The sequence below is a fragment of the Xanthomonas sp. NCPPB 3569 genome (assembly GCF_041475645.2).
In the GTDB taxonomy this organism is placed as follows: Bacteria; Pseudomonadota; Gammaproteobacteria; order Xanthomonadales; family Xanthomonadaceae; genus Xanthomonas; species Xanthomonas phaseoli.
The window spans coordinates 4,330,651-4,346,002 of sequence record NZ_CM192969.1 but is presented as its reverse complement, the minus strand read 5'-3'; the positions used below and the strand labels follow the sequence as shown (position 1 = coordinate 4,346,002).

Genomic DNA, 15,352 nt, shown 5'->3' with positions numbered 1-15,352 from the left:
GTTGGACCGCAAGACGTCGGGACTGCAGGAATTGACCGCTGCAGCGGGCAGGGTGTGCACGCGCACAGCGCGGCACACGCCGCGATGTGCATGTCTGCCCACCGGCACGCGGCTTGGTGCGGATAACGACCTACGCGATCATCTGGACCGCTAGTGAAGAGCGCCGTACTGCACGCGATACGCGTGTGTATTGCGTGCCTGCCTGCCGCAGCAAACTCTGCTGCACACGCTTGTGCATCTCACAACATCGCGTGCGCTGTACACGCGTAGCCTACGGAAAATACTGCGCGATGGTGCAGATCCTGCGGCCTATTCGGCGTTCGCAGCGCGTGCCGTGCGATTGAAGCTGCGTGAAACTCTTGCAGTGGCGACCTTTGCCAAAGTGAAAAAAGTTGGCGCGCATTATGCGTAACCACTGAAGTCATCGAGATGCATACAGTGGAGTAGTCATGATTACGCGCGTTCTTCAGTTGTCTGCCCGCGTGGCGAGCAATGCTTGGGTCGAGGTCGGCGTAGGCGCTGATGCCGACATTCTGGTTGCAGACCGTGGCGGCAAACGCGAAGAGCGCGCCACCTTCGGTCGCCGCGCACCGGGGCAGCAGCGTTCGATCCATTTGCAGGAGCCCGGCGGACTGGGCGGGGTGGATCTGGCCATCTGGGAAACCCAGCGCTGCGCCATTCCACTGTGCGGTTTCGTCTGCACTGCATCGGCAGATGGCACCACTGCCGCAACCTGGTTGAGCCAGGACGGCAGTGCGGTGTATGCCGCCGGATTGCGCAACGTGATGGACATCGGCGGACGCCTGCAGATGGGATTCTCGTTGCTCGTCGCTTCATCGGCGAGCATGCCCACCTACCGGCCGCTGTGTATCGACGCCGACCTGAGCAAGTGGCTGCACATGGGCGGTGCCGAAGCCATGCGTCATCTCACGCCCTGGCGGCTGGAACGCTGCGCCGCCGCAGCCGGCGTACGACCGGAGTGGGCGGGCGAAGCGGCCTCGGCGCGGAGCGCACGGGTGTGAGCGCGCGCGCCACATAGCCAAAAAGGAGGGGCCCAGTGGACCCCTTCATCGTTGCGGTAGTGCGGATGGATCGGGATTGCCGCTTGGTGGCCAGCTCGCTGCGACCAGATCAATAGACCGCCGTTAAGCACGCAATCGTCAATCGTTCCCGGTGTCCTCGGCACCGTCATCCAGTGCGCGTTGCTGCGCGTCGATGTGTTGCTGCTTGCCGTACGTGCCGCTCTGGCCGAAGTTGGGTTGCGTGCTGCCATCGCGTTCCGGGTGGCCGTCGGGTTCGCCTTCGCCCAGGCTGCCGCCGCGGCCATGACCGCGTTGATTCAACGCTTCCGGCGCCCCGTCACGCGGTGGCTGTGCGTCGTGGGTCTGGACCGCCGATGGATCGTCACGGCCCCTGCCATCCACCGATGCGTCGGGACCGTTGCCGCGATAGGCCGATTGGCGTTCGTCGTGTGTGTCGAGTGTGGATTTTGTGTTCATGGCAACTCCTGTTCAGTGCAATGAAAAAGCCCGGAGCGCGCTGGCCCCGGGCTGATGAAGGGTGCAGCTGCACCCATCAATTAACGCTGGATATCGCCGGTGGTGGAGCCGGCGCCCGGACCTGCACCCAGGTCTGCGCCGGTCACGCGGTCCAGCTCGGGATTGGAGAGCAGGCGCTCGGACATGGCATCCAGCGCCGCGGTCTGCGTGGCATCCAGCGCAACCGTGGCAGAACCGTCGCCACCATCGACGGCGGCCTGCGCCTCGCGGTCTGCCACCACTTCCCACTGCTCGCCGGCATTCCACGGGCCGATCATGTCGCCCTCGCCCTGCGAGGTGTTGTAGTACTTGTCGGTGAAGCGCGGATCGCCCGGCAGCTTGCCTGGCGGGAAGTTCGGCTCGATCGAGTACAGGGCTTTTTCGAACGACTTCTGGTGCGCCACTTCGCGCGTCATCAAGAAACGCAGCGCATCCACGATGCCCGGATCGTCGGTGACGTTGATCAGGCGCTCATACACCAGCTTGGCACGTGCCTCGGCCGCGATATTGGAGCGCATGTCGGCCGTGGGGCAACCGATGCTGTCGACATACGCCGCCGTCCACGGCACGCCGCTGGAATTGACCAGGGCCGGGCCACCGCCATACAGGATTTGCTGGGTATGGCTGGTGCTGTTCTGGGTCATGTTGCGCATGTCCATGGCCTCTTCCATGCCCTCGGAGAGCACCGCCTTGGGCCCCTTGTTGAGCATGGCGATGATCGAGCCGATGATCTCCAGGTGGCTGATTTCTTCGGTGGCGATGTCGAACAGCAAATCCTTGCGGCCCGGATCGTCTTCGCCCAGGGCCTGGGTGAAATAGCGCATCGCAGCGGCGAGTTCGCCCTGCGGTCCGCCGAACTGTTCCAACATCAGCGTGGCCAAATCCGGGTTGGGCTGGGCGACACGGACGGTGTACATCAAACGCTTGTTGTGCATGAACATGGGTGATGCTCCATGGCTGGCGCCCGGCAACTACGACCACTCAGGGAGCGGGCAGAAACGTGGGGCTTTGGCTTTCGGGGGGATGCCCGCAGGGATATGCAAGCGACGCAGGACGGCGCTGCCGTCCTGCGCGGTGACTCAGGCGGCCTTGCTGGCCTTGGATGCCTTCTGGTTGCCGCCTTGCTCGGCAAGCAAAGTCAGCTTTTCGTCGGTGGCCTTTTCTTCTTCCAGCGTGGCCAGCAGTAGCGGCAAGGCATCGGCATAACCGAGTTGCTTGGCCATGGCGGCGATGGTGCCGTAGGACGCGATCTCGTAATGCTCCACCTTCTGCGCGCCGCCGATCAGTGCAGCGTCGCGCACCGGGCCGGCTTCGATTTCGTCGATGACCTCGCGGCTTTCTTCGACCAGGCCTTCCATCGCAGCGCACTTGATGCGCTTGAGCTTGATGCCCAGTGTCTCCACAACCTGGTCGATGCGTTCGATCTGGCCCTGGGTTTCTTCCAGGTGGGTTTCGAAGGCTTGCTTGAGTTTCGGCTCGGTGGCCGCACGCGCAAGACGCGGCAGCGACTTGGTCAGCTGCTTCTCGGCGCTGTAGATGTCCGACAGTTCGTGGATGAAAAGTTCTTCGACGGTCTTGATCGCCATGTGTGGCTCCTTGGGTTGGTCAGAGGGTGGGTTGCTGCGTTCGCCATGTCGATGGCGATGCCTTGATGCGCTCGCGTTGCACGCCTGCAGACGAACGTGCCGATGGATCACGTAAGACACTTTTGAAATTCCGTGCGCGTCATTCGCTCGCAAACGAGCGCTGCGAGCACGTCGCTTGATGTTCTTCGAAAGACACCTTCGTCCTCGTTTCGATCTCCAGGCAGCACCGCGTGGTCGCTACGCTAGTCCTGCGAGTGTTAGCGGGATTGGTGGAAACGGTGATCCCGGTGCGATGGCGACCTGTGCTGTGGTGCAGGCCGCGCTCGCTGCGTGGGCAATGATGGAAAGTTCAATTGGCGTACCTACTACCGCCATCGCCTCGGCATGGATGTGGCGGCGCTTACGCATCGCTGCAGATGTCGCATCGATCCACGTCGATGCGATACAACAGTGATCGAACTTTTTGCGAGGCTGTGCGATGACGCCGCTGGACAAACCCTTACGTCGCGAACTGCAGATCGGCGATCAGGCATATACCTTGATCATCGATCCGCAAGGTTTGAAGTTGGTCGAGAAAGGCAAGCGCAAAGGCGTGACCTTGCGCTGGGAAGAACTGGTCAGCGGCGACGCTGCGCTGGCCAGTGCATTGCAGGCTTCGCTTGAAGATCGTTAGCGCGGCGGTGCCGAGCAGCGGTTAAAGCGCGAATGGAACGACTGCGCGCACCGTCTGGCGGGCGCGGCTGGCGATCGTTGCGATCGCGCACACCCTACTGCTCGCCTGCGCCGTCCACGCCGACCCGAAGCGTGCTGGATCGGGTGTTGATGCTGCGCTTGGCGTGGATCGATATTCCAACGACTGGAACAAGCGCGACAGGTGGCCTGGCACAACCATCTGCAGTGCTGGCATCTGGTGGAGGCCACTGCCCATCACTGCCAGCACCTACGCTTTGCAATGCACGCCGGCCACCACCGCGCTCGCCTGGCTCAGCGTGTGGCAAACAGCCGCGCCAGCTCGCGCACCGCCGCTTCCGTTGCGGCGCGATCGGGCATGGCGTCTGCGTTATTGAAGTCGTGCGCGCCTTGCGCCTGCACCAACAACCCGTCGCGTCGCGGCACGACGTTGAGATTATGGCCGCGCCAGACCAGGCCATAGGTGACTTCCGGCTGCGGGATCAGGCGCGCGGTCTGCCCGCGCACCGGAATCACGCTGTCGTCGCCCAGCAAGGCGCGCGCACCGTAGCCGGTCGCGTTGATCAGGATCTTCTCGCGCAAGTCGCCGAATTGGCGCGGATGCTCGAACTCGCGCGTGTAGAGCTCGCCGCCTGCCTGCAGAAAGTCGTCCATCAACAAGCGCGCGTAGGCGCTGAGGTTGAAGGTGAGCTGGCTGTAGCGGCGCACGAATGGCACTGGAAACGGATGACCGCCGGGCGCCACCGGCTGCGAGCGCGGACCAAGATCATCGAGCAGTTCGCGCTCCAGCGGCGGGTAGTCCGGCTCATGCGCTTCGGCAGAGGCGACAGGTTGATCGAAGGGCACGTCCGAGAGCACGTAGCCATCACGCCATTCAATCGGCTCGCCAGGCAGGCCCAGCAGGGTCTGGTAGCGGCGAAACGATGTGCGCGCCATGTCTTCCCAGCGCGTCTTGAAGTCGGCAGTGGCGTGTTCGCTGGTGCACACGCGCGAATCGGGCGACCACACGCCGGTGGCATAGAACGAACGCACATCCGGCAGGCGCTCGCGCGCGTAGATGCGCACGCGCAAGCCGGCGCGCTGCGCCACCAGGGCGGTGGTTAAGCCGATCGCGCCACACCCGATCACCGCCAGCTCGCGCGCAGCGGGGTCGGCCGCACGCACCAACCGTAATGCCTGTTCGGCGGCACCCCACGAGAGCGACCACCCGCTGCCGCCATGCCCGTAGTTGTGCACCACCGTCCTGCGCCCGAGACGCTCGGCTTCGATCCGCGGCCCCTGTGCACGGAACGGGCGCGTGCAACCGTTGATGGCGATGATGCGGTCGACCGAGGCGCGCATCGGTGCCAATGGCGGGGCAGCCGCGAATGGCGCAGGCAGACCACCCGGCGGCGTGACCGGCAGCGTGGCGGGCGGGACGGCGCGCGTCTTGTCGGTTGCTGCCCAGCTCGCCGTGGAGGCGGCCGCCAGCGCAACACCGGCGCTGCGTAGAAAATGACGACGGTGCATGCAACTCCCTGACGTGCTGTGGTGGGTGATGTGGTTGCCGTGATGCGGCTCGCCCCGCCTGCGCGGATGCATGCTGTGGCCTCTGCAGATGTGTTGTCTGTCGCGTGCCAGCATCCGAGCGCGGCATGCGCAGCGCCGGCATGTCTCCAGCATAGCGCGCGCATCTGCCGCGGCCGTAGCCGGCACCACGGTTTCGCACCGCAATCCTGGCGCTTGATGCCGCGCTGGCGGCCATTCGTCGCCCGGGGCTTTCGCAGTCGCGCGCGCCGGCTATGCTCGCTCCCGTCCCACCCAACGAGCTGCCCACCCGTGTCTGCCAGCGTCTTCCTGATCGTGCGTATCGTGTTCGCCTGGGCCGCCGCGTTGGTGGTGGCAGGGATCATGTGGGCGCAGTTGTTCGGCTCCATCGGCCCGATCTACGCGTTGGCCTGCATGGTCTTGCTGACGCTTGCGTTGATGAGTTCGGTCACCCATGTGCGGCGCGTGCGCCTGATCGCCGATCGGCTGGACCACACCACCTTGTCCACCCGCCAGCGCCGCCAGATCGAAGTGCCGCTGGATGTGCAGGCCAGCTTTGCGGTGATGGAAGAGGCGGTGCGTGCACTGCCGCGTGTGCAGGACATCGAATGCGCACCGGGCAGCCTGCTGATCCGCGCCAAGGTGCGCCGCATCGACCCGTACGCCGGTCGCCAGCCGTCGCGCTGGAACCTGTTCGCGCGCTTTGCCATCACCCACAACCAGATCCTGGCGACGATCGCGCCGGGGCAGGGCACCAGCAGCGTCACCGTGTTGTGCGAGCCCGACGCCGGCGCCTGGGTGGATCTGTTCGCGGTGGACGAAGGCAGCAATTACGAAAACGCCGAGGCGATCAATCGCGCGGTGGTGCGCCGGGTCGGCGAGCAGCGTCGCGACGAACAGGCCGCCGCCGAACAATCGGTCATGGAAAAGGAACTGGCCGTGGCGCGCCTGAATCTGCTGCACGCCCAGGTCGAGCCGCACTTTCTTTACAACACCCTGGCCAGCGCACAGGTGCTGGCGCGCACCGACCCGCCGCGCGCCGAGATCATGATCGGCCATCTGATCCAGTATTTGCGCAGCTCGCTGCCCAATGCCGACGGCGCCATCGCCACCCTGGGCGAAGAACTCGAACGCACCCAGGCCTACCTGGAGATCCTGCGCATCCGCATGGGCACGCGGCTGGCCCTGCAGGTGGAAGTGCCCTACGAACTGCGTGCCTTGCCGCTGCCGTCGATGATGTTGCAGACCTTGGTGGAAAACGCGATCAAGCACGGGCTGGAAGCCAAGCCCGGTGGCGGCACCGTGTGGATCCTGGCGCGTCGCCATGATGACCATGTCACCCTCACCGTGGCCGACGACGGCCAGGGCTTCAACACGCATAGCCATGGCACCGGCATCGGCTTGAAGAACCTGCGCGAGCGCTTGCAGCTGATCTATGCCGGCAAGGCGAGCTTTGCCATCGTGTCCAACTTCCCCAGCGGGGTGGCGGCCACCTTGAGCCTGCCGCTGCCGACGCAGTTTGCTGCCGCGCCGCCACCGCTAGCCGCTGCCGGCGCACAGGCCGCACACGCCTCCCAGGTGCGCGCATGAGTGCGCTGCGCGCGGTGGTGGCCGAAGACGAGGCCTTGCTGCGGCAATCGTTGCTGACGCTGCTGGCCGAGGTGTGCCCGCAGTTGCAGATCGTGGGCGACTGCGAGGACGGTGCCAGCGCGCTGGAGACCATCGCCGCGCAGCAGCCGGACGTGGTGTTCCTGGATATCCGCATGCCCGGCCTCACCGGCATCGAGGTGGCGCGTGCGATGCGCGAGGTCAGCCCGCGCAGCCAGGTGGTGTTCGTCACCGCCTACGACCAGTACGCCATCGATGCGTTCGAACACGGTGCGGTGGATTACCTGCTCAAGCCCATCGGCCGCGAGCGCCTGCAGGCCGCCTGGCAGCGCGTGCAACAACGCGCCGCTGCCGGGCAGCCGGATGGCGCGTTGTTGGAGGCCTTGCTGCAGCGTCTGTCGGCACGCCCGGCGGCGGCCAGCGCTGCTCCGCCGCTGGCGTGGCTTACCGCCAGCAGCGGGCGCGAGACGCGCCTGATCGCGCTGGATGAGGTGGCGTATTTCCAGGCCGATCAGAAATACACCACGGTGATGACCGCCGCCGGCGAAGCGGTGTTGCGCACGCCATTGCGCGAACTGCTGGATGTACTGGACCCGCAGGTGTTCAAGCAGATCCACCGCTCGACCATCGTCAACATGAAGGCGGTTGCCTCGGTGGTGCGCGAGGACACCGGCAAGGGCCGGCTGGCGCTGCGCGGCCGCAGCGAAACGCTGACCGTCAGCCAGCCGTTCATGAGCCTGTTCCGCGGCATGTAAGCGCGTTCGGCCGACATCGCGAGCAGTCCCCGGATGGATCGGACAGCGCGCGTGGGACCGGCATGCGCGCGCGAGTGCCACAGCCGAGTTCCGATGACCGCTGCCTGATGCGCTGCAGCCTGCTTTGATTCCCCCGTTTGCATCGACTGAAAGGACTGCCTCCATGCGCCTGATCGCCTCCCTGGTGTATTGCCTGCTTGCCCTGGCCGGCTGCCACGAACGCAGTGGCACCACCTCGATCACCCGTGCCACCCGCGACGGCCACGATGTGATCTTCAGCAAGACGCTGATCACCGCGACCGGTACCAGCGTGCATTGCCTGGCCAGCGATACCGGCCATTGCTACTACCTGATCTTTGAGGAGCAGTGCGGCGCTCGCAGCAGCGGTGATGGCGCAAGCACACCGACGTGTGCCCGCAAGACCTTGGACAGCTTTGCGCTGGCGCCAGGGCAGGTGCGCGAATTGCGCGGCGTCCCCGGCCAGGCGCACACCTGTGTGGACACCACCGCTCCGCGGGCCGATTGCCACGGTTGAGGAAGGCTTACCCACGCACCGAGCCGGCGTCGGGTGGGCGTGCCTCAGGTGGCACCCTCCACGCGCACAAGCCGGAGCGCACCGCGCAGTGTCTGCGGGTCCCCGGCACCGGCACCCCGCGGCGCCAGCCTGGCTGCGGTGCAGATATGCCTGGTCGCTGCAGCAGGCAATGGGCACCGGCGTGCGTCGGCAGGCGGCGCACTGCCGAATCGGCAGGATGCCGGCAGCGAAACCCCGGCCATGCCTGAATACGCACTGACGGCAAGCGGTCGCTTCTGCGATCATTACCGGCTTGTTGCCGGTTCACGGCGTCCTCACTGCCAGGCTCCTCATGTCCGAACACTCGCTACGCCGCGACGTTGGCCCCTTCGCCCTCATGCTCACCGGCCTGGGCTCGATCATCGGCTCTGGTTGGCTGTTCGGCGCCTGGCGCGCAGCCGGGCTGGCCGGCCCCGGCGCGATCTGGGCCTGGGTGCTGGGCGCAGCGATCATCACCACCATCGCGCTGTCGTATGCCGAGCTGGGCGCCATGTTCCCCGAATCCGGCGGCATGGTGCGCTACAGCCACTATTCGCACGGATCGCTGGTGGGCTTTATTGCCGGCTGGGCCAACTGGATCGCCATCGTCTCGGTGATCCCGGTCGAGGCCGAGGCCTCGGTGCAGTACATGGCGTCCTGGCCATGGGCCTGGGCGCAGGGCTTGTATGTGCAGGCGCCCGGAGGGGCAGGTGAGCTCTCGGTGCCCGGCCTGCTGATTTCGGCGGTGCTGGTGCTGGTGTATTTCTTCTTGAATTTCTGGAGCGTCAAGCTGTTCGCGCGCTCCAATACGCTGATCACGGTGTTCAAGCTCGTGGTGCCCGCGGCGACCGGCGTGGCGCTGATCGCCAGCGGCTTCCACAGCGAGAACTTCGGCGTCGGCATCCACGGCGATGCGCACGTGCTCGACCTGGCCGCGGTGCTCACCGCAGTGGCCACCGCCGGCATCGTCTTCAGCTTCAACGGCTTCCAGAGCCCGGTGAATCTGGCTGGCGAAGCGCGTAACCCCGGGCGCAGCATTCCGTTCGCCGTCTTGGGTTCGATCGCGCTGGCCACGGTGGTGTACGTGATCCTGCAGGTGGCCTACATCGGCGCCGTGCCGCCGGATCTTCTGGCCAAGGCCGGCTGGCACGGCATCGATTTCCGCTCGCCGTTCGCCGAACTGGCCATCATCGTCAACCTGCATTGGTTGGCGATGCTGCTCTACATCGATGCATTCGTCAGCCCCAGCGGCACCGGCATCACCTATACCGCGACCACTGCACGCATGGTCTACGGCATGGAAAAGAACGGCACCATGCCGTCCGTGCTGGGCAAGCTGCACCCGGTCTGGGGCGTGCCGCGCATGGCGATGTTCTTCAACCTGGCCGTGTCGTTCGTGTTCCTGTTCTTCTTCCGCGGCTGGGGCACGCTGGCGGCGGTGATCTCGGTGGCCACCATCATTTCCTACCTCACCGGCCCGATCAGCGCGATGGCGCTCCGCCGGCACGCGCCGGAACTGCACCGCCCGCTGCGCATCGCCGCACTGCCGGTGCTGGCCGGCGTGGCCTTCGTGATGGCCACCGAGCTGCTGTACTGGGCGCGCTGGCCGCTGACCGGCGAGATCATCCTGCTGATGGTCGTGGCGCTGCCGGTGTACTGCTATTACCAGGCCAAGCAAGGCTGGCCGGATCTGCGCCGCAACCTCAAGGGCGCGGCCTGGATGATCTGCTACCTGCCCACCATCGCCCTGGTCTCGTGGGCCGGCAGCACCGATTTCGGTGGCCACGGCTACCTCAGCTATGGCACCGATCTGGTCGTGGTCGCAGTGATGGGCGCGGTGTTCTACGTCTGGGGCGTGCGCAGCGGCTGGCGGACTCCCTCGGTAGAAAAGGCGGTTGCGCAGGCGTGAGCGGTCACAGTGCCGGGCGCGCTGCCAGGAGCCGGCGCCCGTCAACCGGCTGGCAGTGATCGCTGGGAATCAACAACAACGGCCGGTGCAGTGCGCACCGGCCGTTGTTGTTTGCAGCGGAATCAGTGCTGCAGGCAACGCGTTTCCGTCAACGGCGTCGCTGCATCGCCACGGCGGCCCTGGTCAGGAATTGACCACCAGCCGTGGCGCGCCATCGAAGCGGTCGAGGTCGCGCAGCAGTTCGGTATAGCGGCGCAGGCGGCCCATTTCGCGCATGTTGACGATGTCCTCGTGGCGCAACTCGCGCTTGGAGGTGACCTCCTGCTTGTAGCGCAGCACCTCCGGATAGCGGCGCGTCATGTCCAGCGCGTCGGCAACGCACTCGACCGAGTCTGCATCCGGCGTCACCCGTGCGCGGCTGTTGAAGGCGCGTAGCCAGCGCTCGAAACCGGCGCTGTGGTCGAACAGATCGGCGATGTACCACATCACGAACAGGATCGACGCCCAGGAGGTGAAGATGATCACCACCCGGCTGAAGGTCAGGTGGTAGTCGTTCTGCCACAGCTGGTGCGTGATCACGCCCAGCAATATCAGCGAAATCGCCTGCCAGCCGATGATCGAGGCGATCACCCACTGCTTTTTGGCCACCTTGAGCAACGAAAGCTCTTCGTCGAGCTGCGCGTCGGTCTTGTCGCGCCAGTGAGCCACCTGCTCGTCGAAGGGGAGCCGATGGAGTGCGTTGTCCTGCAATAGCAGGCCTAAACCCTGGAACAAAGCGATCATGACAAGCTCCTGACGGATGGCTGGTACGAACGACTTGCTGCACTGGCCGTGGCCGGTGCCCTGGAGCGTCCGCAACGTGCTGGCCAAGCAGTGCGTCGACGGACGGTCTTAGTTCTAGCACTTTCGCTGTGCATGGCAATGCCCCAAGCCAAGCGCCGGCCGCGCAATTCTGCGCAGACGCGCACAAATTGCTGAATTCAGGCGGATTTGCTGCAATGCCGCCGCCGCGTGCCTGCGCTGCACCTTCGATCTTGCTGCACTGCACACTCGGCGCTGCGGCAATTGCCGGGTTCGCGGGGATGGCAGGCTGGCTTGCCGGACGCGTTGGAAAGGTAGGCGTTGGGGCGACGCCGGGCCCGCTTGTAGAAAGATCAGGGGGCGCGACTGCCCGGGTGGTCAGTACCCACCCAGATGCCAGGTCGCCCTCTTCCGGCGCCGCGGTCACGATGCCCGTCCGCATCTGGTCGCCGTCGCGACTCATGAGTGGATGCTGGTTTGCGCGACGCTGATCTGGCGTTGCAGATGCGCTGCGTATCATGGCCGCATGTCAGCCGTCCTGCGCACGCTCACCGCCCCCGCCGCCAAACAGATCCATCGCTGGGTGCTCGATGCGTTTCCGCGTGGCCAGAGCACCATCGAATACGACCAGCCGCTGGGCGACCCGGGCATCTTCGGGCCCGACAGCATCACCTGGCGCATCCATTCCGAATTTCCGGGCATGTTGTCCGGCGGCCTGTGCGCATTGATGTTGCAGTTGTTGCATCCGCGCGCGCTGGCCGGGGTCTACGACCATTCCAACTTCCGCACCGATTTGATCGGGCGGCTGCGGCGCACCACCAACTTCGTCGCCGGCACCACCTACGCACCACGTGCGGAAGCCGAACAACTGATTGCGCGCGTGCGCAAGATCCACTCGCATATCCGCGGCCACACCGCCGACGGCGTGCCTTATGAGGCCAACGACCCGCAGTTGCTCACCTGGGTGCATGTCACCGAGGCCTACGGGTTTTTGCAGGGATGCCGGCGTTATTGCCGCCAGGTACCTGCTGCCATCGCCAATCGCTATTACGACGAAGCGCGACGCGTGGCTGAAGCGCTGGGCGCTGCCGATGTGCCGGCCAGCGAGGCGCAGGTGGATGCATATTTCGCATCGGTCCTGGGAGAGTTACGCATGGACGCGCGCTCGCGCGAGGTGCTCGACATCCTCACCAGCATCCAGCTGCCAGTGCCCGCCGCGGGCCTGTCGCGCGGGGTATTTCTCGGCGCTGGCACGGCCTTGTTGCCCGGCTGGGCCAGCGACATGCTCGGCCGCACCGCCGCCCAACGCGCGCAGGCGCGCGCATCGGCACGGTTGCTGCGCAGCCTGTCGCCGCTGTTCCGCACCGCCTTGCGCGACGGACTGTCTGCGCGTGCATGCAGGCGCATGCAATTGCCGCCGGCGATGTTGCTGGAGTGGCCCAACCGCGCGTAATAGTTGCGAGATTGGGCTGGTTGCGCGTTCTGGAGTGGCGAGCGACGTGGCGGTGCCCGGGAGCGGCTGGTAAGGGGGATGCGCGCGGGCGGTAGCGTGATGCGACACCGTACCCTCACCCCAACCCCTCTCCCGAGGGGAGAGGGGCTTTCAGCACCCTGCCGCAGCGGCGGTGAGCGGCCAGCTGGTAGGTGTAGCGTTGCGTGCTGCGTGCTACCAGCAATCGAACACTAGCCTTTCTTCCTTCGGGAGAGGGGTTGGGGCGAGGGTAGGGGCATGTCGAGCGGCAACCCAGGCGTCACGAGTTTTTTAAGCAGGCAGGCCAGCAAAGAAATCGTGAGTGCCGCGCTAATCACGTAATGCCGAGAACCGGCACAGCACAGCAACAACGCCAGCAGCAGCAAGAAAAACAACAACAGCAACAACAACAACAACAGCAACAACAACAACAACAGCAACAACAACAACAACAACAGCAACAACAACAACAGCAACAACAACAACAGCAACAGCAACAACAACAGCAACAACAGCAACAACAGCAACAACAGCAACAACAGCAACAACAGCAACAACAACGGCAACAACGGCAACAACGGCAACAACGGCAACACCGACAACAACAGCGGCAAAACAGCAACAGCAGCATGCACGCAGTACCAAAGCTTAGCTGCGTCTCATCTCACTTCCGATCCCGTGGCGAGTCGCTCAACCTTCAACGCCAGACCAGCCTTGGCAGCGAAGAACTGCACAGCAGACACACGCACCAGTCGCGCTGTAGCACCGGTGTTAAACGGTAGCCCTGCAGCGATCGGCCAAAATGGCGCTGCAGCGATCGACACACCAATTACCAGATCCTGACCCGCTGCTCCGGCGCCAGATACAGCTGCTGATCCTGTGTCACATCGAAGGCCGGATACCAGGCATCCAGGTTACGCACGGTTTGCGCGCGGAAGCGGCCAGGCGCATGCACGTCGGTGAGCAACGCATTGCGCAGTGCCGCGTCGCGATACTTGCTTCGCCAGGCCTGCGCAAAGCCGAGGAAAAAGCGCTGATCCGGGCTGAATCCATCCAGGGTCTGGGGCTGCTTGCCCTGCAGCGACAACTGGTAGGCGTCGTATGCGGTGGCCAGGCCCGCAACGTCGGCGATGTTTTCGCCCAGCGTCAGCTTGCCATTGACCGACAAGTCGTCGAACGGTTGGTAGGCGCTGAACTGCGCGGCCAAGGCGTTGCCGGCGCTCTCGAATTTCTTCAGGTCTTGCGGTGTCCACCAGTTATGCAGCTCGCCGTGTTCGTCGAACAGCGCGCCCATGTTGTCGAAGCTGTGGCTGATCTCGTGGCCGATCACCGCGCCGATCGCGCCATAGTTCACCGCATCGTCGGCGGCGGGGTCGAAGAACGGCGGTTGCAGGATCGCCGCCGGGAAGATCAGGCGGTTTTCCAGTGGCACGTTCAGCGCATTGACCTCCTGCGGCAGCATGTACCACTCGCGATGATCGACCGTCTTGCCCAGCTTGGCCAGGTTGCGGCGGTATTCGAAGACCTCGGCGCGCTGCACATTGCCAAGCGCATCATCGCGGCGCACGTCCAGCCCGCTGTAGTCGCGCCAGGTGTCCGGGTAACCGACCGCCACCGTCAGGCCGGCGATTTTCGCCTTGGCATGCTGCTTGGTTTCGGCACTCATCCATTCCAGTGCGTCGATGCGTTTGCCGAACGCGGTGATGATGTTCTTGACCATCTCTTCGGCACGCGTCTTGGTCTGCGCGCTGACGTACTTCTGCACGTAGCGCTTGCCGACCGCTTCGCCCAGTGCGGCATCGGTCGCGTCGATGCCGCGCTTCCAGCGCTGGCGCTGTTGCGGGGTACCTTCCAGCGTGGTGCCGTAGAACGCGAAGCGCTCGTCGGCGAAGGCCTTGGACAGGTAGGGCGAGGCGCGATCCAGCGCGCGGAAGCTCAGATAATCCTTCCAGGTCTGCAGCGGCTCGGACTGCACCAACGCCGACAATCCGCTCACCGCGCGCGGCTGCCACACGATGAAATCCTGCTGGGCGTTGAGGCCGGCGGCCTCGAAGAACACCGGCCAGTCCAGGCCGGGCGCATTGCGCGCGAAATCCGACTGCTTCCAGGCGTTGGCGCCCGCCTGCACGTTGTTGGTCTGCTCGGGGGTCGCGTGCACGCGCGCCATGGCGATTTCCAGTGCCAGGATGCGCTCGGCCCTGGCGGGCGCATCGTCGATGCCGGCCAGCTCCAGCAACGTGACGATGTGCGCGCGGTAGGCCTCGCGCAGCTGCGCCATGCGCCCGCCGTCCAGGTAGAAGCTGCGCTCGGGCATGCCCAGGCCGCCTTGCACCAGGTAGGGCACATAGCGGCCCGGATGCAGCAGGTCCTGCGACACCCACAGGCCGAACAGCCGGTCGGTATGGAAATTGGTGGCGTTGAGCAGATCCACATCGGCACGCAGCTGGCCGCCCAGGGTGCGCGCCAGCGCCTGCTTGTCGTCGAGCTGGGCGATCGCCTCCAGTTACGGTTGCACCGGGCGCGCGCCCTTGGCCTCGATGCTGGCTTCGTCCATGTAGGCGGCGTAATAGTCGCCGATCTGCTTGTCTTCGCCGGTGACGCGGTCGTTGGCGGCAGCGCCTTCGATGATGTCGCGGCTATGCCGTTCGGTCTCGATGGCGATGGAAACGAAACTGTTGAAGCTGGCACGATCTTCCGGAATCTGCGTGCGCTTGACCCAGCTGCCGCTGGCGTAGTCGAAGAAGTCGTCGCCCGGCGCCACGCTGCGATCCATGCCGGTCGCATCGAAGCCGAAATCGCCGAGCTTGGGCTTGCTGGGCGGCGGCGTTGGGTGCGTGCTCGCGGCCGGTGTCGCGCCATCACGGTAGCAGGCGGCGGTGGTCAGCAGCGCGGCAGACATAGCGGCGATCAGGAC

Annotated in this window: 13 protein-coding genes and 2 pseudogenes; 8 read left to right on the top strand and 7 right to left on the bottom strand. The window is 65.1% G+C overall.

The genetic code is table 11. The annotated features are described in order from the left end of the window. Window positions 1–220: 220 nt before the first annotated feature. Window positions 221–419 (top strand): annotated as a pseudogene (locus tag ACCQ03_RS18685) (hypothetical protein). A gap of 30 nt (window positions 420–449) precedes the next feature. Continuing rightward, window positions 450–1,022: a hypothetical protein gene (locus tag ACCQ03_RS18680; protein ID WP_209227100.1), complete on the top strand. Its 573-nt coding sequence runs from the start codon at window positions 450–452 to the stop codon at window positions 1,020–1,022. A 138-nt stretch (window positions 1,023–1,160) separates the two neighbouring features. Here ACCQ03_RS18680 and ACCQ03_RS18675 read toward each other — a convergent pair whose 3' ends face one another. The 3 genes from ACCQ03_RS18675 to ACCQ03_RS18665 form a co-directional block, all read right to left on the bottom strand. Further along, on the bottom strand, window positions 1,161–1,499 hold the full coding sequence (locus tag ACCQ03_RS18675; RefSeq protein ID WP_057677572.1) for a hypothetical protein: 339 nt from the start codon (window positions 1,497–1,499) through the stop codon (window positions 1,161–1,163). Window positions 1,500–1,579: 80 nt separating this feature from the next. Next, window positions 1,580–2,479 carry a manganese catalase family protein gene (locus tag ACCQ03_RS18670; RefSeq protein ID WP_008577723.1) on the bottom strand — a complete coding sequence of 300 codons (900 nt, stop codon included), beginning with the start codon at window positions 2,477–2,479 and terminating at the stop codon, window positions 1,580–1,582. A 138-nt stretch (window positions 2,480–2,617) separates the two neighbouring features. Beyond that, the gene (locus ACCQ03_RS18665) at window positions 2,618–3,124 is read right to left on the bottom strand and encodes a YciE/YciF ferroxidase family protein (protein WP_008577724.1); all 507 of its coding nucleotides are present in this window, start codon (window positions 3,122–3,124) and stop codon (window positions 2,618–2,620) included. Window positions 3,125–3,602: 478 nt separating this feature from the next. On the opposite strand from ACCQ03_RS18665, the gene ACCQ03_RS18660 reads away from it, so the two are divergent. After that, the gene (locus ACCQ03_RS18660) at window positions 3,603–3,797 is read left to right on the top strand and encodes a hypothetical protein (RefSeq protein ID WP_057677569.1); all 195 of its coding nucleotides are present in this window, start codon (window positions 3,603–3,605) and stop codon (window positions 3,795–3,797) included. A gap of 311 nt (window positions 3,798–4,108) precedes the next feature. Here the strand turns inward: ACCQ03_RS18660 and ACCQ03_RS18655 are convergent, their stop codons facing one another. After that, on the bottom strand, window positions 4,109–5,323 hold the full coding sequence (locus ACCQ03_RS18655; protein WP_150147007.1) for an FAD-dependent oxidoreductase: 1,215 nt from the start codon (window positions 5,321–5,323) through the stop codon (window positions 4,109–4,111). A 309-nt stretch (window positions 5,324–5,632) separates the two neighbouring features. Here ACCQ03_RS18655 and ACCQ03_RS18650 point away from each other — a divergent pair, with 309 nt between their 5' ends. The 4 genes from ACCQ03_RS18650 (at window position 5,633) to ACCQ03_RS18635 (ending at window position 10,166) form a co-directional block, all read left to right on the top strand. Continuing rightward, window positions 5,633–6,931, top strand: a complete 1,299-nt coding sequence (locus ACCQ03_RS18650; protein ID WP_209227102.1) for a sensor histidine kinase — start codon at window positions 5,633–5,635, stop codon at window positions 6,929–6,931. Then, the gene (locus ACCQ03_RS18645; RefSeq protein WP_209227103.1) at window positions 6,928–7,704 is read left to right on the top strand and encodes a LytR/AlgR family response regulator transcription factor; all 777 of its coding nucleotides are present in this window, start codon (window positions 6,928–6,930) and stop codon (window positions 7,702–7,704) included. Before ACCQ03_RS18650 ends, ACCQ03_RS18645 begins: the two co-directional genes overlap by 4 nt. A gap of 163 nt (window positions 7,705–7,867) precedes the next feature. Continuing rightward, entirely contained in the window at window positions 7,868–8,239 is a 372-nt protein-coding gene (locus ACCQ03_RS18640) for a hypothetical protein (RefSeq protein ID WP_017157422.1), read from the top strand. Between the two features lie 331 nt (window positions 8,240–8,570). Then, the gene (locus ACCQ03_RS18635; protein WP_209227104.1) at window positions 8,571–10,166 is read left to right on the top strand and encodes an APC family permease; all 1,596 of its coding nucleotides are present in this window, start codon (window positions 8,571–8,573) and stop codon (window positions 10,164–10,166) included. Between the two features lie 183 nt (window positions 10,167–10,349). Here the strand turns inward: ACCQ03_RS18635 and ACCQ03_RS18630 are convergent, their stop codons facing one another. Further along, a complete protein-coding gene (locus ACCQ03_RS18630) occupies window positions 10,350–11,024 on the bottom strand; it encodes a hypothetical protein (protein WP_081022732.1) in 675 nt (224 codons plus the stop codon). A gap of 412 nt (window positions 11,025–11,436) precedes the next feature. Here ACCQ03_RS18630 and ACCQ03_RS18625 point away from each other — a divergent pair, with 412 nt between their 5' ends. Beyond that, window positions 11,437–12,420 carry an oxygenase MpaB family protein gene (locus tag ACCQ03_RS18625; RefSeq protein WP_209227105.1) on the top strand — a complete coding sequence of 328 codons (984 nt, stop codon included), beginning with the start codon at window positions 11,437–11,439 and terminating at the stop codon, window positions 12,418–12,420. Window positions 12,421–12,650: 230 nt separating this feature from the next. On the opposite strand, the gene ACCQ03_RS18620 is transcribed toward ACCQ03_RS18625, so the two are convergent. Further along, the gene (locus ACCQ03_RS18620; RefSeq protein WP_209227983.1) at window positions 12,651–13,073 is read right to left on the bottom strand and encodes a hypothetical protein; all 423 of its coding nucleotides are present in this window, start codon (window positions 13,071–13,073) and stop codon (window positions 12,651–12,653) included. 194 nt (window positions 13,074–13,267) lie between these two features. Then, window positions 13,268–15,337, bottom strand: a pseudogene (locus tag ACCQ03_RS18615) (M13 family metallopeptidase). Between the last annotated feature and the right edge of the window lie 15 nt (window positions 15,338–15,352).

Coding starts and splice junctions, on each gene's coding strand:
- ACCQ03_RS18655 (WP_150147007.1), bottom strand. CDS start 5,323: ATGCACCGTCGTCATTTTCTACGCAGCGCCGGTGTTGCGCTGGCGGCC.
- ACCQ03_RS18665 (WP_008577724.1), bottom strand. CDS start 3,124: ATGGCGATCAAGACCGTCGAAGAACTTTTCATCCACGAACTGTCGGAC.
- ACCQ03_RS18625 (WP_209227105.1), top strand. CDS start 11,437: ATGCTGGTTTGCGCGACGCTGATCTGGCGTTGCAGATGCGCTGCGTAT.
- ACCQ03_RS18660 (WP_057677569.1), top strand. CDS start 3,603: ATGACGCCGCTGGACAAACCCTTACGTCGCGAACTGCAGATCGGCGAT.
- ACCQ03_RS18670 (WP_008577723.1), bottom strand. CDS start 2,479: ATGTTCATGCACAACAAGCGTTTGATGTACACCGTCCGTGTCGCCCAG.
- ACCQ03_RS18680 (WP_209227100.1), top strand. CDS start 450: ATGATTACGCGCGTTCTTCAGTTGTCTGCCCGCGTGGCGAGCAATGCT.
- ACCQ03_RS18635 (WP_209227104.1), top strand. CDS start 8,571: ATGTCCGAACACTCGCTACGCCGCGACGTTGGCCCCTTCGCCCTCATG.
- ACCQ03_RS18675 (WP_057677572.1), bottom strand. CDS start 1,499: ATGAACACAAAATCCACACTCGACACACACGACGAACGCCAATCGGCC.
- ACCQ03_RS18645 (WP_209227103.1), top strand. CDS start 6,928: ATGAGTGCGCTGCGCGCGGTGGTGGCCGAAGACGAGGCCTTGCTGCGG.
- ACCQ03_RS18640 (WP_017157422.1), top strand. CDS start 7,868: ATGCGCCTGATCGCCTCCCTGGTGTATTGCCTGCTTGCCCTGGCCGGC.